We start from the raw sequence: 24,177 nt of genomic DNA on the forward strand, positions 1-24,177 counted from the left end.
TTTTGTCATCAGTTCCGTTTGCCGGGGACGCAGCGCCGCCAAGCCGCATCGCGATCGCCCCATGAGGACAGCGACAGTTCGGGAAAGCGGTCGCGCACAGTCTCCATATCCTGCCGCATCTCGGCGATCCGCCAGTCCCTGACAGCGCGCGCCACCGGTGGCAGCGGCTGATCACGCAGGTTGACGAACTGGCAGCACCGCCTGATGCGATGGTGACCCGGGATAACCGGGATCAGCGACCCGATGCTGAGCCAAAGTCCGACAACATTCAACCATCCAGGCGCCACCCCTTGGACGCTTGGGCGGCTGGTGAACGATCCCGACGGCCTGCGCGATTTTGTCCGCAGCCATGCCGGCGGGACGTGGCATGCGTCGAGGACAGGCCGGATCGGCACGTCGCGCGGCAGCCGCACCTTATGCGCACGTCGGATCGGCAGGGCGTTGATGCGGGTGGACAGGGTCGCGGGCACCGCCTTGGCCCCGGTGGCACAGCCACCCCCGCGATCCAGCCGGTCGCCCGTCATGCAGGCCGACAGCATCGGCCCCGAGGCATCCAGCCCGATCAAGGGGAACGCTGGCCACATCAAGGCAACCCCACCGCTGTCATCCGTCAGCAGGCCGTGTTGCGCAAGGCACTGGCGGGTCAATGCATCCGGCACGCGGGACGTCAAGACTGTGGAACCCGCGTGCAGAGCCGGGGCATCGCCATGCGATCATGCAAGGATGACACAAGCGTCACGGCGTTCGTCTTGATCTCAGCCCCAATCAATCAGCCTGATTGACCGTCAACAGGCCTGCGGTCTGCCGCCGACCGTCCACCTAACCAATGATCATCAGCCATCAGCCCGAGCATTGCCTTGCCGTGATCGTTCCCCGATCCCAAAGTCGCTGGATCAACCGCCAAGACTCCGGGCATCGCCCCGCAGGTCTGCCCTTGCGACATCCTGCAATCGATCGGTCAAGACCTTCGCGACATCCGCCCGCTGCGACAGGATACCATCTGCCTGCATCTGCCACCTTCCGCCAGCTTGCCGAACTCTCTCGTCCGGCAGAGGCTGGCCTGATCTGGTCATCGGAGGAGAGGACCATGGCGAACACCGAAAGCGTGCTGATACATCCTGCCGTCGATTCTGGCATCAAACGGGGCAATCCGGGTTTTTCCGGGGGCGTTCTGGTCTGTCATTGCGCCAGCAATCCCGTGAAGCTGCGTGTCGGGGCGCAGACCGCGCATAATCACGTCTGCGGTTGCACCAAATGCTGGAAACCGGCTGGTGCGATCTTCAGTCAGGTCGCCGTCGTCTCGCGCGACGCGGTCGAAGTGCTGGAGAACGGCAACAAGCTGGAGATCGTGAACGCAGAGGCCACCATTCAGCGTCACCGCTGTCGGGATTGCGGCGTGCATCTGTATGGGCGGATCGAGAATCGAGACCATCCGTTCCATGGGCTGGATTTCGTGCATACCGAATTGTCACGCGAAGACGGCTGGTCCGCGCCGGAATTTGCGGCCTTTGTCAGTTCGGTCATCGAATCCGGGGTCGATCCATCCCGAATGGACGGGATCCGGGCGCGGCTGCGCGAACTGGGGCTTCATCCCTATGACACGTTGTCGCCACCATTGATGGATGCGATCGCGACCCATGCGGCCAAGACGCAGGCGGCACCGACGCCGCCACCGTCTGCCGCAAAGGCTTCGCAAACCGCATCCCCAAGGCCGCAGCACCAACCGGCCCCGACGCCACCAGCCAGTGAGGGCGGATCGCTGTTTGCCCGGCTGCTGAACAAGCTTTTCGGCCGCTAGGCCGCGCCGGGGTGACGACGGGGTGACGCTTATCGGGTTGAGTGACGGGATCGGCCTGACCGGCCCCGTTTGACGTGCCGGGCGGAACCGCCCCGCATCTGGGCTGATCGGTCACAAAACCCGCAGACCCATCTGGCCCAGCAGATCCGCCGCCTGCTGTTTCGAGATGACGGCACCCCGGAACCGACCGGCATCGGTCAGCCGGACGCCCCCCAGATCGGCGCCGCGCAGATCGGCGCCCTCGAACCGGCTGTCGGTCAGATTGGCATCGCGCAGCGAGCAGCCTTCGAACACCGCATCCCTGAAATCGCACTGGCTCAGGTCGGCCTCGCTGAAGTTCACCTGCCTCAGCACGGCTTTTCTCAGCGACAGCTTTGGCAGGACCGCAAGGACCAGCAGGACATCCTGCAACCCGATCCCATCGGTCCGGGCATCGGTCAGATTGGCGCCGGTCATCTTGCAGCCGGCGATCCGGGCCGAGCTGAGGACAGCCCGTCGAAAGCCCGCATTGCTGAAATCCCCGCCATCGATCGTGATGTCGGACATCTCGGCCCCGTCAAAGCGCGCGGCGCCCGCCCGGCAGGATGTGAACCGCGCATCCTCCAGGACCGCGCGCTCGAACGCGGTGCCCGCCAGATTGCAGCGCTGGAAATGCCAGCCGACCATGTCGAGGCCGGAAAGATCCAGACCCTGCAGATCGCATTGCGTCAGCGTGACGGGCTGGCCTGTTCGGACCAACTGATCGATCGCCACGCGGTCAGGGGCGGTATCCGTGATGCTGTCTGTCGCGGTCATGGGCCTCAGTCGCATTGCTTTGGGGGGCCTGCAAGCCGGCAGAGCAGAGCATTGCCGACGTCCCCAGGATCGCACAGCCGCGCGTCAGGACGCAGGCTGCGCGGGCGGTCGTCACGGCGCATCCGGCAAAGCCGGTTCCACGGCCTGATCATCGCGCCAGCGATCCGTTTGCCAAGGGGATATCGACTGTCTGCCCCCTGTCGGTGATCTGCGACAGGCGCTTGCAAGACGGAACCCCGGCATGCGGCGGGGGAAAGACTAGGGCTTTTCATCTGGTCTTCGGCAACGGAACCCGACGCTCGAATCCGACGTCCTGTTCGGATGCCATCTGGTACATTTTCTGATAATAGGGCAGCACTCTGGCCACCACGCCATCGGCCTGATCCATCAGCCCGATCTTTGCACCAAAGATCTGCCGGGCCTCTGCCAGCAGATCGTCTTCATCGACACGGGTCAGGCAGCCATTCCGGCAGACGATCTCTCCGGCGACCATTGTCGTCAGAACCGCGCTGCCGTTTTCACAAAGCGAAAGCTGCCGGGTCAGATTGCTCAACGGTGTCAAGGAAATGGCGTTCAGATTGACAAGGTTCAGATCGGCCGGGGCGCCGACTGCAAGGCTGCCAAGACCCTGCTCGCGCATTGCATGCCCACCGCCAATGGTCGCGGCCCGCAGGATCTCGTCTGGTGCGGGCCAGCGCGTGTAATCCGGATCCGTCAGGCAATGCACAAGCGAGGCGGTCTTCATGACCGACCACATATTGATCGCATCGTCGGCGATGGCCTCGTCCACGCCCAGACAAACGGGAATGCCCCTGTCATGCATCGCCCGCCAGGGCATGATGCCGCTGCCGAGCCGAAGGTTGGAAACAGGATTGTGGGCCACCGTCGCCTTGCTGTCGGCCAGCAGATCCAGATCGGCGTCATCGACCCAGATGGCATGAATGACGTTCATCCGGTCGGACAGAAAGCCCATCTCGGCGGTGTGACGCACCAGTGACGCGCCGTTCAGGCATTGATGCCCGAAGACGCGCTGCAATTTCGTTTCCAGCATATGCGCATAAAAAGGCAGGTCGTGCTGGCGGCTCAGATCGTCCAGCGCTGCGAAATAAGCGGGGCTGACACGCTGCGGCGCCGAGCAGGACACGGCGCCCTTGATGCGTCCGTTTGCAGCGCCATGCCAGCGAGACAGCAGATGGTCGTAAAGCTCCAGCAAGTCATCCCGTCCTGCCGACGTGGGTTGGGCCAGCTCCGCGCGAAGATCTGCCGGCAGAAGATCGCGCAGATAGGGCAATTTATCCAGTTCCGACAGTTCGGGTTGATCAAGGGCCAGTCGCGCACGCATCCCACTGTCCAGATAGGCTTGCGCGACGGCGTCGATGATGTCGGGTTCGGGGCGCGGCACGAAAAAGCAATCGTCCTGAACCGAGGTCGTGCCGCATTTCAGCATCTCGATACAGCCCAGCATCGTGCGCAGATAAGCCTCTCGCGGGGTGGGGCGCAGAACTTCAAGCTCGGGACATTCATAGAGCATGAAGATTTCAAGCGGCATCGAGGGAAGCCGGCCCTTCATGTGATTGACGGATGAATGAAAATGCCCGTTGACAAGGCCGGGCATCAGAAGGTTTCCGGCGCCTTTGACGATTTCGGCACCCTGCGGAATGGCAAGGTCATTGCCGACCCGCGCGATGCGACCCTCTGACACCATCAGATCGCAGGGTGCGGTCATCCCCGCCTGCCGATCTGGATCGAAAAGGCGGACGTTTTGAAAGATCGTTTGCATGATGTCGCCTTAACTCACATCACAGACGAGAGGATGTTTTGTAAAAGGGCGAACGCTCGGCGGTGTCCCGAATATAGCCAGCATAGAATTTTTCGACCTCTGGGAAAACCTGACCGCGAAGCCATTCCAGGTGTCGTTCATCCTCGTCGCGGGGCGCGGCCATGGCCGCTGCGATCTGATCCAGAATCTCGGCGCGGTCGATCCGGGTAAAGCGCCCGTCACGAAAGACCACCTCGCCGCCGATCATGACGGCATGGACATCCCTGGTCTTTGCCCGGTGGATCATCGCATCCAGAGGCGCAATGCCCGGATCCTGATAGGGCCAAGTCGCCGATCCATAATCCAGAAGAACGGCATCGAACTGACGTCCGGGATCGAGGCGACCGATCTCGGCCCCAAAGGCCGTGGTCAGGCCGCCATGTTCCGACGCCATCTGCAGGATCTGGGTCGGGTTCGGCACATCCGCAGCGTCCATGCCCGGCACCCGATGGACCGTCAACGCCATCCGCATTTCCTGCAGCATGTCGCGGTCGTCGTTGATCCCGGCCTCGTCGATCCCCAGCCCGACCACGACGCCGCGCTTGCGCAGATCCATGAGCGGCAACTGACCCGAGCGCAGCCTGAAATTCGAAGAGCAGTTGTGGCAGACACAGGTGCCGGTCCCCGCGCAGATCTCGATATCCTCCTCGGTCATCCAGACGCCGTGGCCAAGGGTCAGCTGCGGCCCCAGAAGGCCCAGCTTTTCCAGATGCCTGACTGCGCTGGTCCCGGTTCGCCTGAAGGCGTATTCCTTTTGATAGGCGGTCTCGAGCAGGTGCATGTGCATCGGCACCTGTTCGCTGTCGGCCTTTTCCTTCATGGCCAGCAGCCCGTCATCGGTCATCCAATGCAGGTTGGCCGGGGCCAGCTGGATGCGCGCACGCGGGTTGCGGTTACCGCTTTTCAGCGCGTCGTAAAGCGCCATGAAATCCGCAAAGCTCATCTTTTGCGCGGCCAGATGTTCTGCCATCGCCTTGCCGGTGGCGGGCGGCAGGCGGGCGCAGAAATCCTCGTCCGCTTCATAAACGAAACGGTTCTGCTCTCGGACCGCATAGCAATAGGACACGCGCATACCGACCGCGTCATAGGCTTTCAGAACCCCCGTGGCGGCGCCAAGAACCTGATCGAAATCGCCCGTCGCCCAGCCTTGGATATGCTGCACGGTCGTGACGCCCGACGAGATCATCTCGAAGGCCGAATAGAGCGTATCCAGATAGGGATCGATCTTTCGCATCGACAACCGGGCGGCAAACCACAGTTCCAGCGCGTAATCGGGCGCCCCCAGCTGCAGGGGCGTCATGCCCAGATGGTGATGGCTGTTCACCAGACCGGGCATCATCAGGTGATCGGGATAATCCGTCACCATCGCGTCTGGATACCGGGCCTTGATGTCATCGGCCGGACCGACCTCCAGCACCACGCCATCCCGGCTTGCCAGGGCGGCGTCCTGATGGATGACCGGTGTGGCGTCGGCTTGCGCGCCGGTCACGATCCAGCGGGCAGTGACAATCTGAATGCTCATGCCAGTTCCTGTTCCTTGAATGCGCGTTCGACCTCTTCGGCCAGCAGGGCCTCGCAACGGCGGGCATAGTCGACCATTTCAGGGCTGCGCAGATCGCGCGGACGGGGCAGATCCAGCGTGATTTCAGCCTTAATCCGACCCGGGCGGGACGTGAAAACGACGATGCGGTCGGCCAGCGCCAGCGCCTCGTCGATCGAGTGGGTGACCAGAAGGATCGAAGCTTTCGAGCTTTCCCAGATGTCCAGCAGATGCCCCTGCATGCGGGCCCGGGTCTGGATGTCCAGCGCAGCGAACGGTTCGTCCATCAGCATGACCTTGGGCCGCATGGCCAAAGCACGGGCCAGCGCGGCCCGCTGCCGCATGCCCCCGGACAGTTCATGAGGCCGTTTGTTGCCCGCATTGCCAAGCCCGACAAGCTTCAGCAGCTTTTGGGCCGCGGCCTCGCGCTTGGCAGGTGCCGTATGGTTGATCTTGAGCCCGAAGGTCACGTTGTCCTTGACCGTCAGCCAGGGATAAAGCGACGCCTCCTGAAAGATCAGGCTGCGCTCGGGCGAGGGTTCGGTGATCGGCAGGCCATCGAATGTGACCGTGCCGCTTGTGGGCTGCTCCAGCCCCGCCACGATATACAGCAGAGAGCTTTTGCCACAGCCGGACGGCCCCAGCAGAACGACGAACTCTGCCGGTGCCACGTCCAGCGTCAGGTTGCTGACCGCCGGAACGGGGTCGGGGCCGCCGGGATTCCAGATTTTCGACACGTCCTTGATTGACAGACCAAGCATGGCTCAGATTCCTCCAGGATTGCCAGGACCGATCCACCACAGAACCTTGCGCTGAATCAGTTTCAAAGCCTGATCGAACAGAAAGCCGGTGATTCCGATCAGGGTCATCGTCAGGAAAACAAGATTGGCGTTGAAGGTGTTGCGGGCCATCATCGTGATCTGCCCAAGGCCGGACCCGACGCCGACGGCCTCGGCAATCAGCACCACCATCCATGCCCCGAACAGGTTCATGCGAAGCGTGACGAACAGATCCGGCAGGATCGCGGGCAGGATCACATGGCGATAGATCTGCCGCTTGGAGCAGCCCATGATCCGCGCAAGCTGCACATAGCTTTTCGGCACGTTGTCGATCAGTGACAGCGTCGCCAGCGTCATCACGAAATAGATCGCGATCAGCACCAGAAAGATTGCCGGAGGATTGCCGATACCAAAGACAAAGACGGCGACCGGGATCCATGCCACCGGAGAGATCGGCGCCAGCATGGTGATCATCGGCAATGTCAGCTTTCCGAAGATCCGAAAGTATCGGATCGCCAGTCCGGTCATCAGCGACAGCACAAATCCAAGGATCAGCCCTGTCGTGACGCGCAGCGAGGTCCAGCCGATCACCCCCAGCACCGACCAGATCGAGCCGCCCTCGCTGAGTGCGCCTGCGCGATCGCCGTTCGGGTCGAAAAAGCGGAACTGTTCAGAAAGGTTGGCCAGGAAGATATGCGGTGGCGGCAAAAGCAGGGGGTCCGCCCAACCCCGCCACCACGCAAATTCCCACAAGCCGACGAAAATCGACAGCGATGCGACGGACCAAAGCAGGGGGGCGACCTGCTTCAAAATTCCGCGATGCAGTGTCATCGGGCGAACCCTGGATGTGATCGATCTGTCGCGGGATGCGTCCGCGTTTCCATCTGTCATGGGATGTCCTTGGATCAGGCCGACTTGAGGCGCAGCGAGGCGTAAAGATCGGCGTTCTCGGCGATCACCTCGTCCAGCAGGGACCAATCCACCGCCTCGGGCGGCAGGTCATTGCGGACATAGCCCATCTTCTTCATGGACGCAGAGCGGTCGGCAAAGAACTGGGTGTTGCTGCGCTGGTCGATTTTGACCGGCTGACGGAACTGCGCCAGCGTCAGCGCCTCAAGCGAGGTCCGGTAATAGATGCCTGCCGTATCCGCCAGGGCCTTGGCGGTGTCGGTCTCGGATTGCTGCTGCGCCACCATCATGCCCTTGATCACGGCCTTGACCGCACCGGGGTTGTCTTCCAGCAACTGGGTGCGCGCGGCCAGAACACAATCGGCATATCCCTGGCCATAGATGTCCAGACCGTCGGTCAGCACCGTCGATCCGGCGCGCTGTTCCAGACATTGCGTGGCATAGGGTTCGATGTGGCACACGGCATCGATGGCGCCGTTGACGAAGGCGGCAGCCATTTCCGGCGATGTGTTGAAATATTTTATCTCGACATCAGCAAAGGACACGCCGCCCGCTGCCATGTAGTCATAGGCCAGAACCTCAAGCGTGTCGGCCTGAAAGGTGCCGATCGATTTACCCTTCAGATCGGCGGCAGACCGGATGCCCTCGGCCGCGACAAGGATGCAGCCTTCGACACCGGCGCCCGCGACCATCTTCACCGGCGCTCCGGCATCGACCAGCGTGATGAAGTTCGAATAGGGAATGACCGAGACATCGACCATGCCCGCGCCGAACAAGGTGACGACGTCGGTCGTGGTCGGGGTCACGACAAAATCCAGCTCCACCCCGTCCGCCTCGGTCAGCTTTCGTTCCTTGGCAAGAAAGATGCCCAGATTGCAAAGCCCGGCCCCATGCGTGGCCTTGATCGTCGTCAGGCCCGCGGCGGCTGCCTGACCGGGTGCAAGCAGCCCGGCTGGAATGGCCAGACTGGCCGCCGCCGCCACACCGCCCTTGAGAAAGCCGCGGCGGCTTGCCTGCATGATCGAGTTATAGGTGGTTCCGCATCTATCGCACATGTCCAGACCTCGCTGTTGAAGCGTGACGACAGGGCGAGCGCATCATTCAGGTGCAGTCCACCACATCGTCGATGACAACTGGCACGCCAACCTGAAGAAGAGGGTGAAACAGTGCTCGAAGGCAAAGTCTCATCGGGCAAAGTCGCCCTCCCTGCGCTGTAAGTCAGGTTAGATCCCGTTCCGGAAATTCATGAAGAGATTTTGGCAAGAATTTTCGGCTGGTCCGCTGTCTGCATTATTTACAGGCCGTTTGTTCCCATCCGCGCTGCAAAACACGGCACACGATCGACCAGGCGTCGCTGATCTTCATCCGGGGGGCCGAGGATCAGAGGCTCTTGGCGGGCGGCCCAAGGTGATCCAGCGTCGGGCAGGCGTGGCGATGGTCATGCTGGGCGCGGTCGTCATCCAATGACCCGGGCTGTCGAAGATGTAGAAGGCCTTATCGGGTTCGGGTTCGGGTTCGGAGGCAACGCCCCCCGGACTGGTCACGGTCTCCAGAATGGTCACGATCTGGACATTCCGCAAATGCCCGGTATTCCCGACCCTCACCGGCGCATGACAAGACGCCAGCGCCGAAGATCATGCCGACCGAGGCAATCAGGTCGGGCGTCTCGTTGAAGAACACGATGCCCCAGATGACCGAAAACCCGACATAGGCGAAATCGAAGGCCCCGATCATTGCGGGCGGGCCGTTCTGATACGCGATGGCGGCCCCGATGCTGCCGATCAGGATCGCGCCGGCCAGAAGCCCCATCGAGACCCACTCGGCCCGTCCCATCGGCGTCTTTGGTGACAGCAGAAACCCCTGCCTCAACTCAGTCGGCAGCAGCCGGATCAACGCGGCGACAAGACCGCCGACAAGGACAAAGCCGATATTGAGGGCCAGCGACAGGCCATGCGGGTGTTCGTCGCGGCATCGGCCGCCCTGCGGTGTTCTAGGACGCAGCGATCCATTTTGATGGTGTGGACACCCCCGCCCGACGGCATTGCAATGTGGCAAGGTGATGTTGTCAAAATCGCCACAGAGGCGGGATGTCGATGGAAGATATTCCCATCGCCGGGCTCGATCTCGCCAAGAACGTCTTTCAGATCCATGGCGCGAATTCTGAGGGACGTGCCATCATCGGAAAGCGCTGTTCGCGCACGCGTTTTCTAAGGTTCATGTCTGCTTGTCCTCCGTGCACCGTCGCCAGATGGCCTGCCATTCGGACAGGGCATAGGGCAGCCGCTCATGGGCTGCTCAAGGCCTTTCCCAGTCATGGTCAGACTCTCAAAAAGGTTGGGGACACCAAGCTCAAACTCCCTGATCACCGTGTCGAACACAGGCTTGATCTGGTCGACGGAATTGGAGGTCGTTCCGGCAGTAATGCCCCGCTCACGCAGCTTTTTAACAAACAGGTTGGCATGCTCAGTGCGGATATCGGTCAGGATGGCATCTCCGGTGATCGTCGTGAGCACCGACCATGGCCGGTCATACTGCTGCAGGGCGGTTTTGTTCCTTGGGCCCTTCCCCAAGGCACTATGCTTGTTCTGATCTTCGCTCAACGTCCGGGGCCTCTGATTGGCCATCAGAAGGTCAAGGGTCAGCCTGCTTTGGGGGTCTGGTGCTGGGCGATATTCTCCCGGCTCGCAGGCCCCCCCCCGTCAGGGCCTGCACTATGTCCTCAAGCGCAGGAACGCTTCGATCGCGCAGCCCATCGCCCCGCTTCAGGTCCGCAGTTTCCAGACGCCCCAGCGCAGCCTTAGGATCCCCTGCCCCGTCAGACCCACCGTCGAGATGATTGGCCCAGCGAGCATCCTGCCTGCGGACATGTTCATTGGCCTTCTTGGCCGCCTCCAACTGATCCTTAGTCTTGAGGGAGAAGAACAGCACCGAGTGCGGCTTGCCCTTCGCATCCCTGTGCAGACCTTCGCACCCAGCCTTCACGCGGCGGCGGAAGCACCAGACATTGCTCTTTTTCTGGATGGATTTGGCAGATAAGCGGAAAGCCCGTGAGTCGAGTGGTAAAACCACGGTGTGTCACCTTATGTGTCACGTTAAGGAACCCGATTTCTCATCTAAATACCTTAATTCGTTCAATAAAATGAACAAATGGCGGAGGGAATGGACCTGCTGTCTAACCTTCTCTGAAACCACCCTATGCAGAGCGTCGGCCGAACCCGTCGTCAAAGGCTTGAATACAGTTTGCACCGAGAAGCTTAAACTGATGGGGCACGAATTGAGCATACTGCTTCTTTTTTGCCCTTGCCGCCTGCGTCGTAGCCAATTGGTCTGTGCACACACAATAAGCAGCCGGCTGAATCAACCGTATAACCCACAGAACAAGAGATAAGAGCAGTCTCGTCGCAGCCCCATGCACAAAACGGGTTGCCCATGCAAATTTTGCATTGGGCTAGCGGCACATTTCCCCCTTAGCAATTCAGCTATGATATGCACAAATTCATCACGACCGGATGACAATGCTCTCGAAAGATCGACGCACCGCCTTCGGGTGGGAGGGGGCCATGAGCTTCATATCGAACGGCACGGCACACGCGGGACGATCCCGACGGTCGTTCTACACGGCGGACCTGGCGGAGGGCTGACCCGCTCAGCGCTGGACGGCTTTGACATGACAAAGCATGACATTGTGCTGTTCGACCAGCGCGGTGCCGGTCAGTCCACACCGCTGGCGGACATTCGGGGAAATACCACGGTCGACCTGATCGACGATCTTGAGGCGATCCGGGCGCTGTTCGGGTTTGATGCATGGATGGTCGCAGGCGGTTCATGGGGAAGCTGTCTAGGGCTGGCCTATGCTCAGGCACACCCGGATCGCGTGTTGGCTTTGCGTCTGCATGGCATCTTTCTGGCGCGGCCGTCAGAGATACGCTGGTGGTTTCATGACGTCGCCCATATTTTTCCCGACCATTGGGCCCCGTTCGCTGCGCATATCCCGGAAGACGAACGCGACGATCTGCTGCAGGCATATCATACCCGGTTGATGTCGCCCAATCTTGAGGTCGCTCGGTTGGCAGGCTGGCATCTGCGCAACTTTTCGGCGCGGACGCAGACCTTCGGGCCCGATGCGGCGCATGTCGCGCGGCTGCTGGAAAGCCCCGAGAAGTACCTTCCGGTTGCGCGTCTCTTTACCCATTACTGCATGAACCATGCCTTTCTGCCAAAAGGGGCATTGCTGGCCGGGATCGACGGCATCCGCCATATTCCAGCCGAAATCCTGCAGGGCCGCTATGACATGGTGACGCCGATGACTTCGGCTTGGACGCTGCATCAGGCTTGGCCGGAAGCGCGCTTCGAAATCGTCACCTGCGCAAATCATACACCATCTCCGGACATGCTGGCCGCGCAACGCGCCGCCTCTGACCGGTTGGCCGAGAGGATCACCACCCATGTCTGCAATTGACCCGGCTGCAATCGTCCCGCTTCTGGACATCCCGTCATGCCGTGCCCCGGCCCGCTCGCCCGGCACCGGGACGCTGGTCTGGATCAGCGATGCTACCGGCATGCCTCAGCTGTGGATGTCGGATGCAGGCGGAGCGCGGCCGCTGACCGACCGCCCTGAACCGGTGAACAGCTTTGCCTGGAATCCCGCCGGGGATCGCATCCTGTTCACCGCAGATTGCGGTGGCGACGAGCGGTGGCAGTTGCACCTGTTGGACCCGACGACGGGCAAGGTGCAGGCACTGACCCGGGATCCGATGACCGTGCATATGTGGGGCGCGTTTTCACCGGACAGTGCGCGCATCGCCTATTCGGCCAATGCGCCACAAAAGGACCGGCTGGATCTGCAGGTGATGGATCTGTCGACGCGTGCCGTCACCCCAGTCTCGACGCCGGCAGGTCATCAGGAGGTTCTGGGCTTTTCCCCCGATGGTGAAAGCCTGCTGGTGCGCCTGATCCTGGGCGCAGGAAGCGATCAGAAACTGCATCTGGTCGAGATTGCGTCGGGACGTCGGATGCCAGTGTTGCAGGCGCCCCACCGGGTCAGGTTCGCGGCGGCGCGGATGCTGAAGGCGGGTGGTGGATTGGCCCTTTGCGATCTGGACGGTGACCGGATGGCGCTGTGGCGGTTCGCTTCGGACGGCGTCGTTCAGGGCTGCGTCCATCAGATCGAGGGCTGTGATCTGGAGGCTTTTGCCCTGTCTTCCGATCAGAAAAGCATCGTGGTCACGGTCAACCGCGACGGCTTCAGCCAACTCGATCACGTCGATCTTGCGTCAGGGCAGGTGCGCGCTCTGGCCTTGCCAATGCCCGGCGTGGTCAGCGGCCTGACGGTTCCGGCAGGGTATGATGCCGCCCTCTGCGCGATCGGTTCGCCTGTATCGGCTCCGGCAGTCTTCCAGATTCCGCTTGCCGGGGGCCCTTGCCTTACATTGCATGGTGCAAAGTCTTTGGAGAACGGGATCGAACCCGACCTTGCGCGGTTTGACAGTTTTGACGGTCTGTCGGTCCCCTATTTCACCTATACGCCACGGGGCGCCTGCCCTGCGGGTGGCTGGCCCGCAGTCTTCATCATCCATGGCGGCCCCGAGATGCAGTGGCGCCCCGAATGGCGCGCTGATGTTCAGTGGCTGGTGTCGCAAGGCATCATGGTCGTGGCGCCGAACGTGCGGGGATCGACGGGATATGGCCGAGCCTATCATGGGCTGGACGACCGTGAAAAGCGGCTGGACAGCCTGTCGGATCTGACCGCCCTTCGCGCGCATCTGACCGGCGCGGGCGACGTGGACCCGACCCGGTGCGCCGTCTTCGGGCGGTCGTATGGCGGCTATATGGTCATGGCCGCGCTGACGGAAGATCCCGACCTGTGGCGCTGCGGGGTCAACTTTTACGGTATCGGCAACTTCTTCACCCATCTGATGGCGACCGGTCCTTGGGCGCGGATGATCCGGGTGGCGGAATATGGCGACCCGGACAAGGACGCCGACCTGCTGCGGCGCATCTCGCCCGTGAACAGGATCGACCGGGTGCGGGCGCCGCTGCTGATGGTGCATGCCGACCGCGATCCCCGCGTGCCGCCCTGCGAAAGCGAGATCATCAACTCGCTGATGTTCGGGCTGGGCAAGCGCTGCGATTTCCTGCGCATCGCGCATGAGGGCCACGGCTTCAAGCGCATCGACAACATCCGCCGCGTCTTCGGGACGCTGGCCGGTTTCATCGCCAAAGAGCTCTGAGGAGAGACCATGAAGAACAAAGCCGACATCTGGACCGGCGTGGACCGCCACGCCCCGGACCTGATCGCCCTGTCCGACCGCGTCTGGGGCATGCCCGAGATCTGCTATACCGAATATGCCTCGGTTGCCGAGCATACGGCGATGCTGAAGGACAAGGGTTTTCGCGTTACGGAAAACGTCGCGGGCATCCCGACGGCGGTCATTGGAGAGGCAGGCGAGGGCGGCCCCATCATCGCGTTTCTGGGCGAATACGACGCCCTGCCGGGCCTGAGCCAGGAGGCCGGGGTGGCAGAGCCGCGCCCGCTGCCTGGCAATGGGCAGGGCCATGGCTGCGGGCACAACCTGCTGGGTTCAGCCGCGCTGCTGGCGGCCTGTGCGCTCAAGGATTGGTTGGCCGATACGGGCACGCCGGGACGCGTGCGATACTATGGCTGCCCTGCCGAGGAAGGCGGTGCGGCGAAATCCTTCATGGCGCGCGAGGGCGCCTTTGACGGCGTGGCCGCCGCAATCACCTGGCATCCGCATTGCTTCAACGAGGTGGCCCCCGCCTTGTCGCTGGCCAATACGCGGATGGATTTCGCCTTTACCGGACGCGCCAGCCATGCCGCCGCCGCGCCCCATCTGGGCCGCTCGGCGCTGGATGCGGCGCAGCTGATGTGCACCGGCGTGCAATATCTGCGCGAACATGTGCCGCAGGACAGCCGGATCCATTATTCCTTTCTGGATGCGGGCGGGGTCGCCCCGAACGTTGTGCAGGCCCGCGCCACGCTGCGCTTTGCCATCCGCTCGACCAGCCTGCCGGGCATGTTCGAGCTGAACGAGCGGGTCAAGCGCATCGCCGAAGGTGCCGCGATGATGACCGACACCAAGGTCGCCATCTCGATCATGAGCGCGGTGTCGAACCTGCTGCCCAACGGTCCGCTGGAAGAAACCATGCAGGCCAATCTTGAACGCCTCGGCCCGCCGCCTTTCGATGAGGCCGACCGCGCCTTTGCCGCCGAAATTCAGGCGACGCTGACATCCGGCGACATCGCCAGCGCCTATCGCGGCGCGGGCCTGACGCCCGCCGACACGGCGCTATGCGATTTCATCGTGCCGCGCGGCACCATGCGCGATCCGATGATCGGCTCGACCGATGTCGGCGATGTCAGCTGGATCGTGCCCACGGTGCAGGCCCATGCGGCGACGCTGGCCATCGGCACGCCCGGCCACAGCTGGCAGGTGACGGCACAGGGCAAGACCGCGCAGGCCCATAAGGCGATGACCTGGGTGGCCAAGGTGATGGCTGCGACCGCGCAGGATTGCCTGACCGATCCCGACCTGCTGACCCGCGCCCGTGCCGATCTGGACGCGCGGCTGGCCGCGACGCCCTATATCTGCCCGATCCCGGCGGAGGTCGCGCCCCCCCTGCAGCCTAGACCGGTTGCCGCCTGAACAACCAAAAAACGACCCAACAAGGAGAAGACCCAGATGAAATTGAGAACCCGGATGCTGTCTTCGGTGCTTGCGGTCGCGGCGGCGGCCCTGCCGCTGTCCGCCGTGGCCGAAACGCCGCCCAATGTCATGGTGATGGCGTGGAACATCGACGCCATCTCGACCTTCGATCCCGCGCAGGTGGGCGAGGTCGTCACCATCGAGATGCTGTCGAACACTTGCGACAGGCTGATGGAATACGCCCCCGAGGATGAAACGAACATCCTGCCCGGTCTTGCCGAAAGCTATGAGGTGTCCGAGGATGGCACAACGCTGACCTTCAAGATCCGTGAAGGGCTGACTTTCCCCTCGGGCAACCCGGCCACCGCGCAAGAAATGATGTGGTCGCTGCACCGCGTGCTGAACGTCGGACTGGGCGCCGCCGCCGCGCTGACAGAATACGGCTTTACCGCCGAGAACGCCGCCGAGCGCATTACAGCGCCCGATGACACCACGCTGGTGATGCAGTTCGATCAGGCCTATCCGACCTCGCTGGTGCTGCAGGCGATTGCCGCCTATCCGGTGGCGACCATGCTGGACCGCGACACGATCATGGAAAACGAGGTCGATGGCGATCTTGGCAACCAGTATCTGGCCACCCGCACCGAATGCGTTGGCCCCTATCATCTGGCACGCTGGAACCCAGGCGAGGTCGTGATCCTGGAACGCAACGAGGATTACTGGGGCGAGGCCCCCGGCATGCAGACCATCCTGATCCGCCATGTGGCTGAGGCGGGTACGCAGCGCCTGATGCTGACCAGCGGCGACATCGACGTGGCGCGCGACCTGACACCCGAGGATATCGCGGATGTCTCCGCGATGGAGGGCATCGAGGTCGCCACCACGCTGAAACCCCAGTTGACCTATCTGGCGCTGAACAACGAATTCGGCCCCTTCACCGACCCGAACGTGCGGCTGGCCCTGCGCTATCTGCTTGATTATGACGCGATGGGCGACAGCTTCCTGCGCAATATCGGCGTGATTCGCCAAAGCCCGGTGCAGCTGGGGGCCTTTGGCGCCCTGTCCGAGGATGAGGGCCGCCCCTTCGCGCTGGACACCGACCGCGCCCGCGAATTGCTGACCGAGGCGGGGATCGACGAGGGCACAAACATCTCGCTGATCCTGGGCACCCATCCCTATTCCATGCCCATCGGCCAGCACTTTCAGGAAAACGCCGCGGCAGTCGGCCTGAATGTCTCGGTCGAGCGAATGGCCAATGCGCAGCTGTTCTCGCGCGTGCGGGGCCGCGAGTTCGAGATGGCGGTGATGAGCTGGCAGACCTCGGTCGGGGATGCGCATGGCATGGCCTCGCGCCAGATCTACAACCCCGACAACGCCGCCGAAGCGCAGCTGACCCAATATCCCAGCTGGCGTTCGGCCTATTTCTCGGAGGAGTACAACCAGCGCGTGATGGAAGCGCTGCTGGAACCCGATGTCGACACGCGTGAGGAACTGTATCGCCAGCTGCAGCTGGACCAGATGCAGGAAGGCCCGCAGGTCTTCATGTTCCAGACCAGTCAGAACGTCGCCTATCGCACCGCGCTGCAGGGCTGGACGGCGCATGGCTTCAAGGCCTTCTACAACATGGTCTCGAAGTAAGCGGCCCCACCGCGATGCTTGACCGCGATGCCCGCCGGGCGTCGCGGTTCCCTGAAAAGAAAGGAGAACCGACCATGCAGGTGGCAGCGCCCAAAGGATATCTGACCCGACGCCGCAAGCGACAGCTGCGCGGGGCTGTGCTGACCATCGGCTCGGTCGGCGTGACGCTGCTGGGGCTGGTGGCGCTGACCTTTTTCATCGGTCGGATGCTGCCGCTGGACCCGGTCATCAAGATCGTGGGCGAGAACGCCCCGCAGGCGGCCTATGACCGGGTGTATCTGGAACTGGGGCTGGACCGGCCCCTGTTCATCCAGTTCCTGAACTATCTGGGCGACGCGCTGACGCTGGATCTGGGCAACTCGCTGACCTCGGGCCGCCCGGTGCTGGAGGATATCGCCCGCGTCTTTCCCGCCACGATCGAGCTTGCGACCGTGGCCATGATCATCGGCACCGGCCTTGGCGTGCCCTTGGGCGTGATCTCGGCCATGTATGCCAATACCTGGATCGACCATCTGGTCCGCACGGTCTGCCTGATCGGTTATTCGGCACCCAATTTCTGGCTGGGGCTGATGGGGCTGATGGTGTTCTATGCGGGGCTCGGCTGGGTCTCGGGGCCGGGGCGGATCGGTTTTATCCACGAATACGGATTCGAGCAGCGTACCGGCCTGTTGCTGATCGACACGGCGATGGCCGGAAACTGGGATGCGTTCCGCAATGCGGTGTCCCATATCGTGCTGCCGGCCTCGATCCTGGCCTTTGGCGCGATGACCTATATCAGCCGCATGACGCGCAGCTTCATGGCGGCGCAGCTGACGCAGGAATACATCATCACCGCGCGGGTCAAGGGCCTGTCCTGGCGCCGCACCGTCTGGCGCCACGCCTTCCGCAACATTGCCGTGCAGGTGCTGACGGTGGTTGCGCTGTCCTATGCTTTCCTGCTGGAGGGCGCCGTGCTGACCGAGACCGTCTTCGCCTGGCCCGGCTTTGGCCGTTATCTGACCAGCGCGCTTCTGGCGGGCGACATGAATGCGGTCGTCGGCTGCACGCTGATCATCGGCCTGATCTTTGTGACCATCAACCTGATCTGCGACGTGCTCTACCGCGTCCTTGATCCCAGAACCCGGTAACATCCATGAACACGACAAACACACCCAGCTTGCGAGGCTGGTTGCGGGCGCCGGTCCCCGCCACGGCGACACAGGCCCGCGTGCAGCAATTCGTGCTGGGATGGAAACGTTTCGCGGCCAACCGTTCGGCGTTGGCCGGGGCGGTCTTCCTGCTGATCCTGGTGCTGGTGGCTTGGCTGGCGCCCGTCATTTCGCCGTACAGCCCGTTTCAGCAATCGCTTTCCACACGGCTGCTGCCGCCCTCGGCCGCACATTGGCTGGGCACGGACGAACTGGGCCGCGATATCTTGTCGCGCATCATCCACGGCACCCGGATCACCCTGTACATCGCCGTGCTGACGGCCGTGATCGTGGCCCCGGTCGGATTGATCGTCGGCACGCTGGCGGGCTATTTCGGGGGTTGGCTGGATCTGGTGCTGATGCGCATCGTCGATGTGTTCCTGGCCTTTCCCTCTCTGATCCTGGCGCTGGCCTTCGTGACCGCGCTTGGCCCGGGGATCGAGAACGCGGTCATCGCCCTGTCGCTGTCGGCATGGCCTCCCATTGCCCGCCTGGCGCGGGCCGAGACGCTGACCATCCGCAAGTCCGACTATGTCGCGGCAATGCGGATGCAGGGCGCGTCCAACCTGCGCATCATCCTGTCGGACGTGGTGCCGATGTGCCTGCCTTCGGTCGTCGTGCGGGTGACGCTGAACATGGCGATCGTGATTCTGACGGCGGCGGGTCTTGGGTTTCTGGGCCTCGGCGCGCAGCCGCCCAGCCCGGAATGGGGCGCGATGCTATCCTCGGGTCGGGAATTCATGATGAACGCGTGGTGGGTCGCCGCCGTGCCGGGCATCGCCATTCTTCTGACCAGCCTTGCCGTCAATCTGGCCGGCGACGGGCTTCGCGACGTATTGGACCCCCGCCATGATTGATCCCCTGCTACAAGTCGAAGACCTGCGCATCCGCTTTGCCGGGAACCGCACTGGCCGCGACGCGGTGCGCGGCGTGTCCTTCAGCGTCGGACGCGAAAAGCTGGGCATCGTGGGCGAATCCGGGTCGGGCAAATCCCAGACCGGTCGCGCGCTGCTGAAACTGACACCCAACTCGGCGACCGTCACCGCCACCAAGCTGCAATATCGCGGCGAGGATCTGCTGGCCGCGTCCGAGCGGCGCATGCGCCAGATCCGGGGGCGCCACATCTCGATGATCCTGCAGGATCCCAAATTTTCGCTCAATCCGCTGATGCGGGTGGGTGAGCAGATCGTCGAGGCTTACCGCGTCCACCACAAGGCCGATCAGCGCACCGCCCGCGACCGCGCCCTGAAGATGCTGGAGGCGGTTCATATCCGCGACCCCGAACGCGTCTTTTCCCTGCTGCCGCACGAGGTCTCGGGCGGCATGGGTCAGCGCATCATGATCGCGATGATGCTGATCCCTGAACCCGACATCATCATCGCCGACGAGCCGACCTCGGCGCTGGACGTGACCGTGCGCCGGCAAGTGCTGTCCGTGCTGGACGAACTGGTGCAGGCGCAAGGCACGGGCTTGATCCTGATCAGCCATGACCTGAACCTTGTCGCCAGCTTCTGCGACCGCATTCTGGTGATGTATGCGGGCCGCGTGCTGGAGGAGATCGCCGCCAGGGATCTGCGCCGCGCCCGCCATCCTTATACCCGTGCCCTGCTGGGCAGCCTGCCGCGCCTCGACCGGCAGGTCGAGACCTTGCGGGTCCCGCAGCGCGATCCCGACTGGCTGGACGGACCGGTCTTTCGGTTGGAGGATCACTGATGAACCGACCCATTCTGGAAGCCGCCAATCTCAACGTGTCCTTCGGCGACGAGGACGACCGCCACCATGTCGTCAAGGATGTCAGTTTTCGCATCGCGCCGGGCGAATGCTATGGGCTGATCGGGGAATCCGGCTGTGGCAAGTCCACCGTGCTGCGCGCCGCCGCGGGCCTGAACGCCGATTACGAGGGCGCGATCCTGCTGGAGGGCAAGGAACAGCCCAATGCGAAACGCGGTGCCTATTTCCTGCGCCGGGTGCAGATGGTGTTTCAGGACCCTTATGCCAGCCTGCATCCGCGCAAGATGGTCGAGAAGGTGCTGCGTGAGCCTTTGCAGATCCATGGTTTCGATCGCCAGCGCCAGCGCATCGACGAGGTGTTGGTGCAGGTCGGGCTGGACCCCGCCTTTCGCTATCGGTTTCCGCACGAGCTGTCGGGCGGGCAGCGCCAGCGCGTCGCCATCGCCCGGGCCTTGATCATGGAACCCGAGGTTCTGCTGCTGGACGAGCCGACCAGCGCGCTGGACGTTTCCGTGCAGGCCGAGATCCTGAACCTGCTGACCCAGATCCAGCGCGACCGGGGGCTGACCTATCTGCTGGTGTCCCATGACATGGCGGTCATCGCTCATGTCTGCCAGCGCATCGGGATGATGCAGCATGGCCGCATTATAGAGGAAATGACCTCGAAATCCGTGCGAAACGGTCAGGCCCAACATCCCTATACACGCGAATTTCTGGACGCCAGCGCGTCCTTCGCCGCCGCATTGGAGGGAGATGCCGCATGATCGACGATCTGAAATCCCTGATCGATCGCCAGCCCACCGCCGCCCTGACGGTCTGGCAAAGTGGCCAGGTCACAGGATCCTTCGGCCCGCAGGACCACCGCTTCCTGTGCCATTCGATCCGCAAGAGCATCCTCGCCGCGCTGATCGGCATCGAGGTGCACGCCGGGCGTCTGGATCTGGGTGCCACGCTGGAAAGCCTTGGCATCGACGACAAGGATCCTTTGTCTTCGGTCGAGCGGCAGGCAAGCGTCTATGACCTGCTGACCGCGCGTTCGGGCATCTATCATCCGGCGGGCTACGAGACCGAATGGATGGGGATGATCAAGGAACGTCGCCATTCCCATGCGCCGGGCACCTTCTGGTGCTATAACAACTGGGATTTCAATGCACTTGGCACGATCTATGTGAAGGCCAGCGGACACAGCGTCGCCGAGGGGTTCACCGGGCATCTGGCGACACCCCTTGGGTTGCAGGATTTCCGTCCCGGCACCGATGCCTGGGTCGAGACCTTCGCGCAGTCGTGCCATGATGCCTATCCGCTGCGGCTGTCCAATCGTGATCTGCTGCGGTTCTGCCAGCTGTATCTGCAGGGCGGCGTCTGGGAGGGGCGGCAGGTTCTGCCCGCCAGCTGGACGCAGCTTTGCACGCTTCGCAACAGCGATGCGGGGCCGCGCGGCGCCTATGGCTATATGTGGTGGCTGGAACGCGACGGCTGCGGGCTGCCGAATGTGGTGCTGCCCAAAGGAAGTTTCATGGCCATCGGCGCAGGCGGGCATTACGCGCTTGTCATGCCTGACCGCGATGCGATCGTCCTGCACCGCGTCGATACAGACAGGGGCGACACCGTCTCGGGATTCCAGTTCGGGTCACTGCTGTCCGCAATCCTTCAACATCTGGACTAAGCCATGATCCATGACGATACGATCGCGGGCCGCATGGCCCTGTGGCTGCATGCCCGCCACAATCGAGGCCCCTTTGCCGCCGGGCCCGAGGGCCGACGGCTGGCTCGGATGGCGATTACCGATGCGATTGGTTGCCTCTATGCCGGACGGGATGACGCGACGGTCCGCAAGGTCGCAGGCGCGGCCCATGCCCCCGGCATGGCATGGCTGGTAACGGGGGGGGATGCCGATCCCGCCATGGCCGCGATGGTCAACGGCACGGCGGCGCATGCGCTGGATTACGACGACAACTTCACACCCGGGATGTCGCATGCCTCAGCGGTGATCGTGCCCGCGCTGCTGGCCGTCTGCGACAGGGCGCGGCCGGGGCGCGATTTGGTCGATGCCTATCTTGTGGCACTGCAGGCGCAGGCCTTTGTCGGAGCCGGCGTCGGACCCGGCCATTACGCGGCCGGCTGGCACGGCACCTCGACGGTGGGATCGGTGGGGACGGCGGCCGGGGTGGCGCATCTTCTGGGCGGCGATGCCGAAGGACTGCGCCGTGCCCTGACGCTGGCCTGCAGCTTTGCCTGCGGGACCAAAGGTCAGTTCGGCACCCCGGCCAAACCCTTCCATGCGGGCCTCGCCGCTCGCAATGCCGTGGAGGCTGCTCGGCTGGCGATGGCCGGGCTGGAGGGCAGCCCGCAGGCCTTCGAAGGTTCCCAGGGCTTTGCCGAAATGTTCCGAGGCCGGGGAACGACCGGCTACGTCCCGGACGCCATCGACGCCACCACGGTCCATGTGATCGAGACTGACGGCGTGGTTCCCAAGCTGCATCCCTGTTGCGGATCAACCCATCTGATCGTCGATGCCTTGGCCGATCTGCGCAACGCAGCCCCCATACACGCCGACCATGTCAAGGCTATCGATGTCAAGGTCGGCATCGCGAACCACCGCAACCTGCCCTACACGCATCCCGAGAACGAAATGCAGGCCCGCTTTTCAATGAACTATTGCATCGCGGTTGCCCTGCGCAGTGGCAAACTGACGTTGAATGACTTCACCGCCGGAGCTGTCGCCGCCCGCCGGCACGACCCGCTGCTTTCGCGTCTGAGCATGACCTCGTGGAGTGCCGAAGACGAGGCGGGAACTGACGGCACCCGGCTGCCTCACCAGATCACGCTGCATATGGTATCGGGGGATACGCACCGCGCCGAACGGCTTTTCCCGCGCGGCGATCTGCGCGAGCCTTTTCCCGATGCCGCGATGAAAGACAAGTTCCATGCCTGCTGCGACTATGCGCCTTGGGCAGGCAGCGTGCATGACGCTTTGATGGCGCTGGACGAGGCATCCGACCTCAGGCCATACGCACTGCTTTTCGGCAGATCTGATGACCCGCGCTGACCGCACCCCACATGCTTTGGGCATAGCGACCCATGTTGTGCGATCGATACAGCCGAATCTCGGTCTCGAGGTCGAATTCGTGCCCTCCGGCGCGCACGAGGACGCCTGACTGAAGGTCATCCTCGACCATGACGCTGGGCAGCCAGCACATCCCGTGCCCTTGGCGAACGAGCCCGTGGATCACCGCCGCCATCGAATTATCGCGTACCTTGCGGATGCGCGCCCCCAGCTTGTCGAAATGGGGTGCCAGAGCCTGCTGGAAGAAGCTGCCCTTGGTATAGCCGCAATAGGCAATCTCTGCCCCGCCCTCCAGCGGCCACAGCGGGCCACCCTGTGCGTCTGGGCGCGTGACCGGGACTGCTGTCTCATGCCCGAGAACGATGTAGCGGTGATGACGCAACGCTTGCAGGTCGGGAACCCGGTCGTCTGCAAAGGTCAGGAGGAACTCGGCCTGGCCGAGCAGGAAATTGCGAATATTAGCGGCCAGCAACGGCTCGGTGTTCAGCAGGTCCACCTGCCAGACAGGTTCCGCAGCATATTGGGCAAGCCAGTCAGGAAAGAAATGCAACGCCAGCGTACTCAATGCGATAAGATGGCATTTCTGGTCGGGCCGTCGCGCGTCGGGATGGCCGATACCACGGACCTCTTCCATGCGTTCCAAGATGTCCTGGGCCAAAGGCAGCAGCATCTCGCCAGCCTCGGTCAGGGCGACCGGTTGGATCCCTCGGTCGAACAGATCGGCCCCGACATAGTCTTCGAGAGTCGCAATGCGCCGTGACAGGGTCGATTGCGACATGCCGCGGTCGCGTGCCGTCGTCGAGAAGTTGCGGCTTTGTACCAGGTGCAGAAAGTCTCTGAAAAGATCTGTATTGATCAAATCGTCATCCTGTCTCGACCTTTCGCGAAGGATCTTCCGGTTTTGGCTACCCAAGGATGGGACGTGCGACGCCGACCTCATGACGACGACGAGATTTCCGCCGCCAGACCCTTTCAGTCAGACGAATGACAACTTTGGCAGCCTATTGAAATTAGCAGTCCAGTTACGAATGCTGCGGCCAGTCGGCCACGGGCGTCCTTTGGACTGGAAAATCCAGACGCACATGACGCCACTCAACAGTAGACGTGAACTTGCTGTCCAAGTAGTAGCAGAGACCATCGTAGGCACCCGGCAGTCGACCTTCAATGCCCCCTTCCTGGTTCCTTCGGGCAGAGCTTCATTTACGATCGCATTGTCCTGCAAAGTTTCCAGCTCATCTCGGAAAATCGGG

General features: G+C 62.8%; 21 protein-coding genes and 1 pseudogene. 11 read left to right on the forward strand and 11 right to left on the reverse strand.

Annotated features, from left to right (window positions below; all coding sequences use genetic code 11):
• Positions 1–8: 8 nt before the first annotated feature.
• A complete protein-coding gene (locus EG885_RS06120) occupies positions 9–584 on the reverse strand; it encodes a hypothetical protein (protein ID WP_131573601.1) in 576 nt (191 codons plus the stop codon).
• Between the two features lie 503 nt (positions 585–1,087).
• On the opposite strand from EG885_RS06120, the pseudogene gfa reads away from it, so the two are divergent.
• Positions 1,088–1,648: pseudogene (gene gfa / locus EG885_RS06125) on the forward strand (S-(hydroxymethyl)glutathione synthase); the annotation flags it as partial.
• Between the two features lie 261 nt (positions 1,649–1,909).
• On the opposite strand, the gene EG885_RS06130 reads toward gfa, so the two are convergent.
• From EG885_RS06130 to EG885_RS06165, 9 genes are all read right to left on the reverse strand, one after another.
• A complete protein-coding gene (locus EG885_RS06130) occupies positions 1,910–2,593 on the reverse strand; it encodes a pentapeptide repeat-containing protein (protein ID WP_131573602.1) in 684 nt (227 codons plus the stop codon).
• Positions 2,594–2,861: 268 nt separating this feature from the next.
• The gene (locus EG885_RS06135) at positions 2,862–4,319 is read right to left on the reverse strand and encodes an amidohydrolase family protein (RefSeq protein ID WP_242679528.1); all 1,458 of its coding nucleotides are present in this window, start codon (positions 4,317–4,319) and stop codon (positions 2,862–2,864) included.
• A 73-nt stretch (positions 4,320–4,392) separates the two neighbouring features.
• The gene (locus tag EG885_RS06140; RefSeq protein WP_131573604.1) at positions 4,393–5,934 is read right to left on the reverse strand and encodes an amidohydrolase family protein; all 1,542 of its coding nucleotides are present in this window, start codon (positions 5,932–5,934) and stop codon (positions 4,393–4,395) included.
• Positions 5,931–6,713 (reverse strand): ABC transporter ATP-binding protein, encoded by a 783-nt coding sequence (locus EG885_RS06145; protein ID WP_131573605.1) that lies wholly within the window; start codon positions 6,711–6,713, stop codon positions 5,931–5,933. Before EG885_RS06145 ends, EG885_RS06140 begins: the two co-directional genes overlap by 4 nt.
• Before the next feature lie 3 nt (positions 6,714–6,716).
• Positions 6,717–7,562 carry an ABC transporter permease gene (locus EG885_RS06150; protein ID WP_207392212.1) on the reverse strand — a complete coding sequence of 282 codons (846 nt, stop codon included), beginning with the start codon at positions 7,560–7,562 and terminating at the stop codon, positions 6,717–6,719.
• A gap of 74 nt (positions 7,563–7,636) precedes the next feature.
• Positions 7,637–8,695 carry an ABC transporter substrate-binding protein gene (locus EG885_RS06155; RefSeq protein ID WP_131573607.1) on the reverse strand — a complete coding sequence of 353 codons (1,059 nt, stop codon included), beginning with the start codon at positions 8,693–8,695 and terminating at the stop codon, positions 7,637–7,639.
• A gap of 439 nt (positions 8,696–9,134) precedes the next feature.
• Entirely contained in the window at positions 9,135–9,473 is a 339-nt protein-coding gene (locus EG885_RS23260) for a hypothetical protein (RefSeq protein ID WP_242679529.1), read from the reverse strand.
• 56 nt (positions 9,474–9,529) lie between these two features.
• Positions 9,530–9,790: a hypothetical protein gene (locus EG885_RS23050; RefSeq protein ID WP_207392215.1), complete on the reverse strand. Its 261-nt coding sequence runs from the start codon at positions 9,788–9,790 to the stop codon at positions 9,530–9,532.
• A 57-nt stretch (positions 9,791–9,847) separates the two neighbouring features.
• Positions 9,848–10,240: a hypothetical protein gene (locus EG885_RS06165; protein WP_131573608.1), complete on the reverse strand. Its 393-nt coding sequence runs from the start codon at positions 10,238–10,240 to the stop codon at positions 9,848–9,850.
• Between the two features lie 881 nt (positions 10,241–11,121).
• On the opposite strand from EG885_RS06165, the gene pip reads away from it, so the two are divergent.
• From pip to EG885_RS06215, 10 genes are all read left to right on the forward strand, one after another.
• Positions 11,122–12,099 carry a prolyl aminopeptidase gene (pip, locus tag EG885_RS06170; protein ID WP_165571056.1) on the forward strand — a complete coding sequence of 326 codons (978 nt, stop codon included), beginning with the start codon at positions 11,122–11,124 and terminating at the stop codon, positions 12,097–12,099.
• Positions 12,086–13,870, forward strand: coding sequence for a S9 family peptidase (locus EG885_RS06175; protein ID WP_131573610.1), 1,785 nt, complete (start codon positions 12,086–12,088; stop codon positions 13,868–13,870). Before pip ends, EG885_RS06175 begins: the two co-directional genes overlap by 14 nt.
• Before the next feature lie 9 nt (positions 13,871–13,879).
• Complete coding sequence (locus EG885_RS06180) at positions 13,880–15,304, forward strand: amidohydrolase (RefSeq protein ID WP_131573611.1); 1,425 nt, start codon at positions 13,880–13,882, stop codon at positions 15,302–15,304.
• Between the two features lie 36 nt (positions 15,305–15,340).
• Positions 15,341–16,942 carry an ABC transporter substrate-binding protein gene (locus EG885_RS06185; RefSeq protein WP_131573612.1) on the forward strand — a complete coding sequence of 534 codons (1,602 nt, stop codon included), beginning with the start codon at positions 15,341–15,343 and terminating at the stop codon, positions 16,940–16,942.
• 74 nt (positions 16,943–17,016) lie between these two features.
• Complete coding sequence (locus EG885_RS06190; protein WP_131573613.1) at positions 17,017–18,069, forward strand: ABC transporter permease; 1,053 nt, start codon at positions 17,017–17,019, stop codon at positions 18,067–18,069.
• A gap of 5 nt (positions 18,070–18,074) precedes the next feature.
• Positions 18,075–18,986 (forward strand): nickel transporter permease, encoded by a 912-nt coding sequence (gene nikC, locus EG885_RS06195; RefSeq protein ID WP_131573614.1) that lies wholly within the window; start codon positions 18,075–18,077, stop codon positions 18,984–18,986.
• Positions 18,982–19,842 carry an ABC transporter ATP-binding protein gene (locus EG885_RS06200; RefSeq protein ID WP_207392214.1) on the forward strand — a complete coding sequence of 287 codons (861 nt, stop codon included), beginning with the start codon at positions 18,982–18,984 and terminating at the stop codon, positions 19,840–19,842. Before nikC ends, EG885_RS06200 begins: the two co-directional genes overlap by 5 nt.
• Positions 19,842–20,624, forward strand: a complete 783-nt coding sequence (locus tag EG885_RS06205) for an ABC transporter ATP-binding protein (protein WP_131573616.1) — start codon at positions 19,842–19,844, stop codon at positions 20,622–20,624. Before EG885_RS06200 ends, EG885_RS06205 begins: the two co-directional genes overlap by 1 nt.
• On the forward strand, positions 20,621–21,526 hold the full coding sequence (locus tag EG885_RS06210) for a serine hydrolase domain-containing protein (protein WP_131573617.1): 906 nt from the start codon (positions 20,621–20,623) through the stop codon (positions 21,524–21,526). The genes EG885_RS06205 and EG885_RS06210 overlap by 4 nt, the downstream gene beginning before the upstream one ends.
• A gap of 3 nt (positions 21,527–21,529) precedes the next feature.
• On the forward strand, positions 21,530–22,909 hold the full coding sequence (locus tag EG885_RS06215; RefSeq protein ID WP_207392213.1) for an MmgE/PrpD family protein: 1,380 nt from the start codon (positions 21,530–21,532) through the stop codon (positions 22,907–22,909).
• Here EG885_RS06215 and EG885_RS06220 read toward each other — a convergent pair.
• The gene (locus EG885_RS06220) at positions 22,863–23,786 is read right to left on the reverse strand and encodes a LysR family transcriptional regulator (protein WP_165571057.1); all 924 of its coding nucleotides are present in this window, start codon (positions 23,784–23,786) and stop codon (positions 22,863–22,865) included. The two genes, EG885_RS06215 and EG885_RS06220, sit on opposite strands and share 47 nt — an antisense overlap.
• Positions 23,787–24,177: the final 391 nt, after the last annotated feature.

Source organism: Paracoccus nototheniae, assembly GCF_004335005.1.
GTDB classification, from domain to species: domain Bacteria; phylum Pseudomonadota; class Alphaproteobacteria; order Rhodobacterales; family Rhodobacteraceae; genus Paracoccus; species Paracoccus nototheniae.

Bases quoted from the DNA above. Each gene is read 5' to 3' on its own strand.
- EG885_RS06120 (WP_131573601.1), bottom strand. From the start codon at position 584: ATGTGGCCAGCGTTCCCCTTGATCGGGCTGGATGCCTCGGGGCCGATG.
- EG885_RS06130 (WP_131573602.1), bottom strand. From the start codon at position 2,593: ATGACCGCGACAGACAGCATCACGGATACCGCCCCTGACCGCGTGGCG.
- EG885_RS06135 (WP_242679528.1), bottom strand. From the start codon at position 4,319: ATGACCGCACCCTGCGATCTGATGGTGTCAGAGGGTCGCATCGCGCGG.
- EG885_RS06140 (WP_131573604.1), bottom strand. From the start codon at position 5,934: ATGAGCATTCAGATTGTCACTGCCCGCTGGATCGTGACCGGCGCGCAA.
- EG885_RS06145 (WP_131573605.1), bottom strand. From the start codon at position 6,713: ATGCTTGGTCTGTCAATCAAGGACGTGTCGAAAATCTGGAATCCCGGC.
- EG885_RS06150 (WP_207392212.1), bottom strand. From the start codon at position 7,562: ATGACACTGCATCGCGGAATTTTGAAGCAGGTCGCCCCCCTGCTTTGG.
- EG885_RS06155 (WP_131573607.1), bottom strand. From the start codon at position 8,695: ATGTGCGATAGATGCGGAACCACCTATAACTCGATCATGCAGGCAAGC.
- EG885_RS23260 (WP_242679529.1), bottom strand. From the start codon at position 9,473: ATGGGACGGGCCGAGTGGGTCTCGATGGGGCTTCTGGCCGGCGCGATC.
- EG885_RS23050 (WP_207392215.1), bottom strand. From the start codon at position 9,790: ATGGATCTGAAAGACGTTCTTGGCGAGATCGAGCCCGGCGATGGGAAT.
- pip (WP_165571056.1), top strand. From the start codon at position 11,122: ATGATATGCACAAATTCATCACGACCGGATGACAATGCTCTCGAAAGA.
- EG885_RS06175 (WP_131573610.1), top strand. From the start codon at position 12,086: ATGTCTGCAATTGACCCGGCTGCAATCGTCCCGCTTCTGGACATCCCG.
- EG885_RS06180 (WP_131573611.1), top strand. From the start codon at position 13,880: ATGAAGAACAAAGCCGACATCTGGACCGGCGTGGACCGCCACGCCCCG.
- EG885_RS06185 (WP_131573612.1), top strand. From the start codon at position 15,341: ATGAAATTGAGAACCCGGATGCTGTCTTCGGTGCTTGCGGTCGCGGCG.
- EG885_RS06190 (WP_131573613.1), top strand. From the start codon at position 17,017: ATGCAGGTGGCAGCGCCCAAAGGATATCTGACCCGACGCCGCAAGCGA.
- nikC (WP_131573614.1), top strand. From the start codon at position 18,075: ATGAACACGACAAACACACCCAGCTTGCGAGGCTGGTTGCGGGCGCCG.
- EG885_RS06205 (WP_131573616.1), top strand. From the start codon at position 19,842: ATGAACCGACCCATTCTGGAAGCCGCCAATCTCAACGTGTCCTTCGGC.
- EG885_RS06210 (WP_131573617.1), top strand. From the start codon at position 20,621: ATGATCGACGATCTGAAATCCCTGATCGATCGCCAGCCCACCGCCGCC.
- EG885_RS06215 (WP_207392213.1), top strand. From the start codon at position 21,530: ATGATCCATGACGATACGATCGCGGGCCGCATGGCCCTGTGGCTGCAT.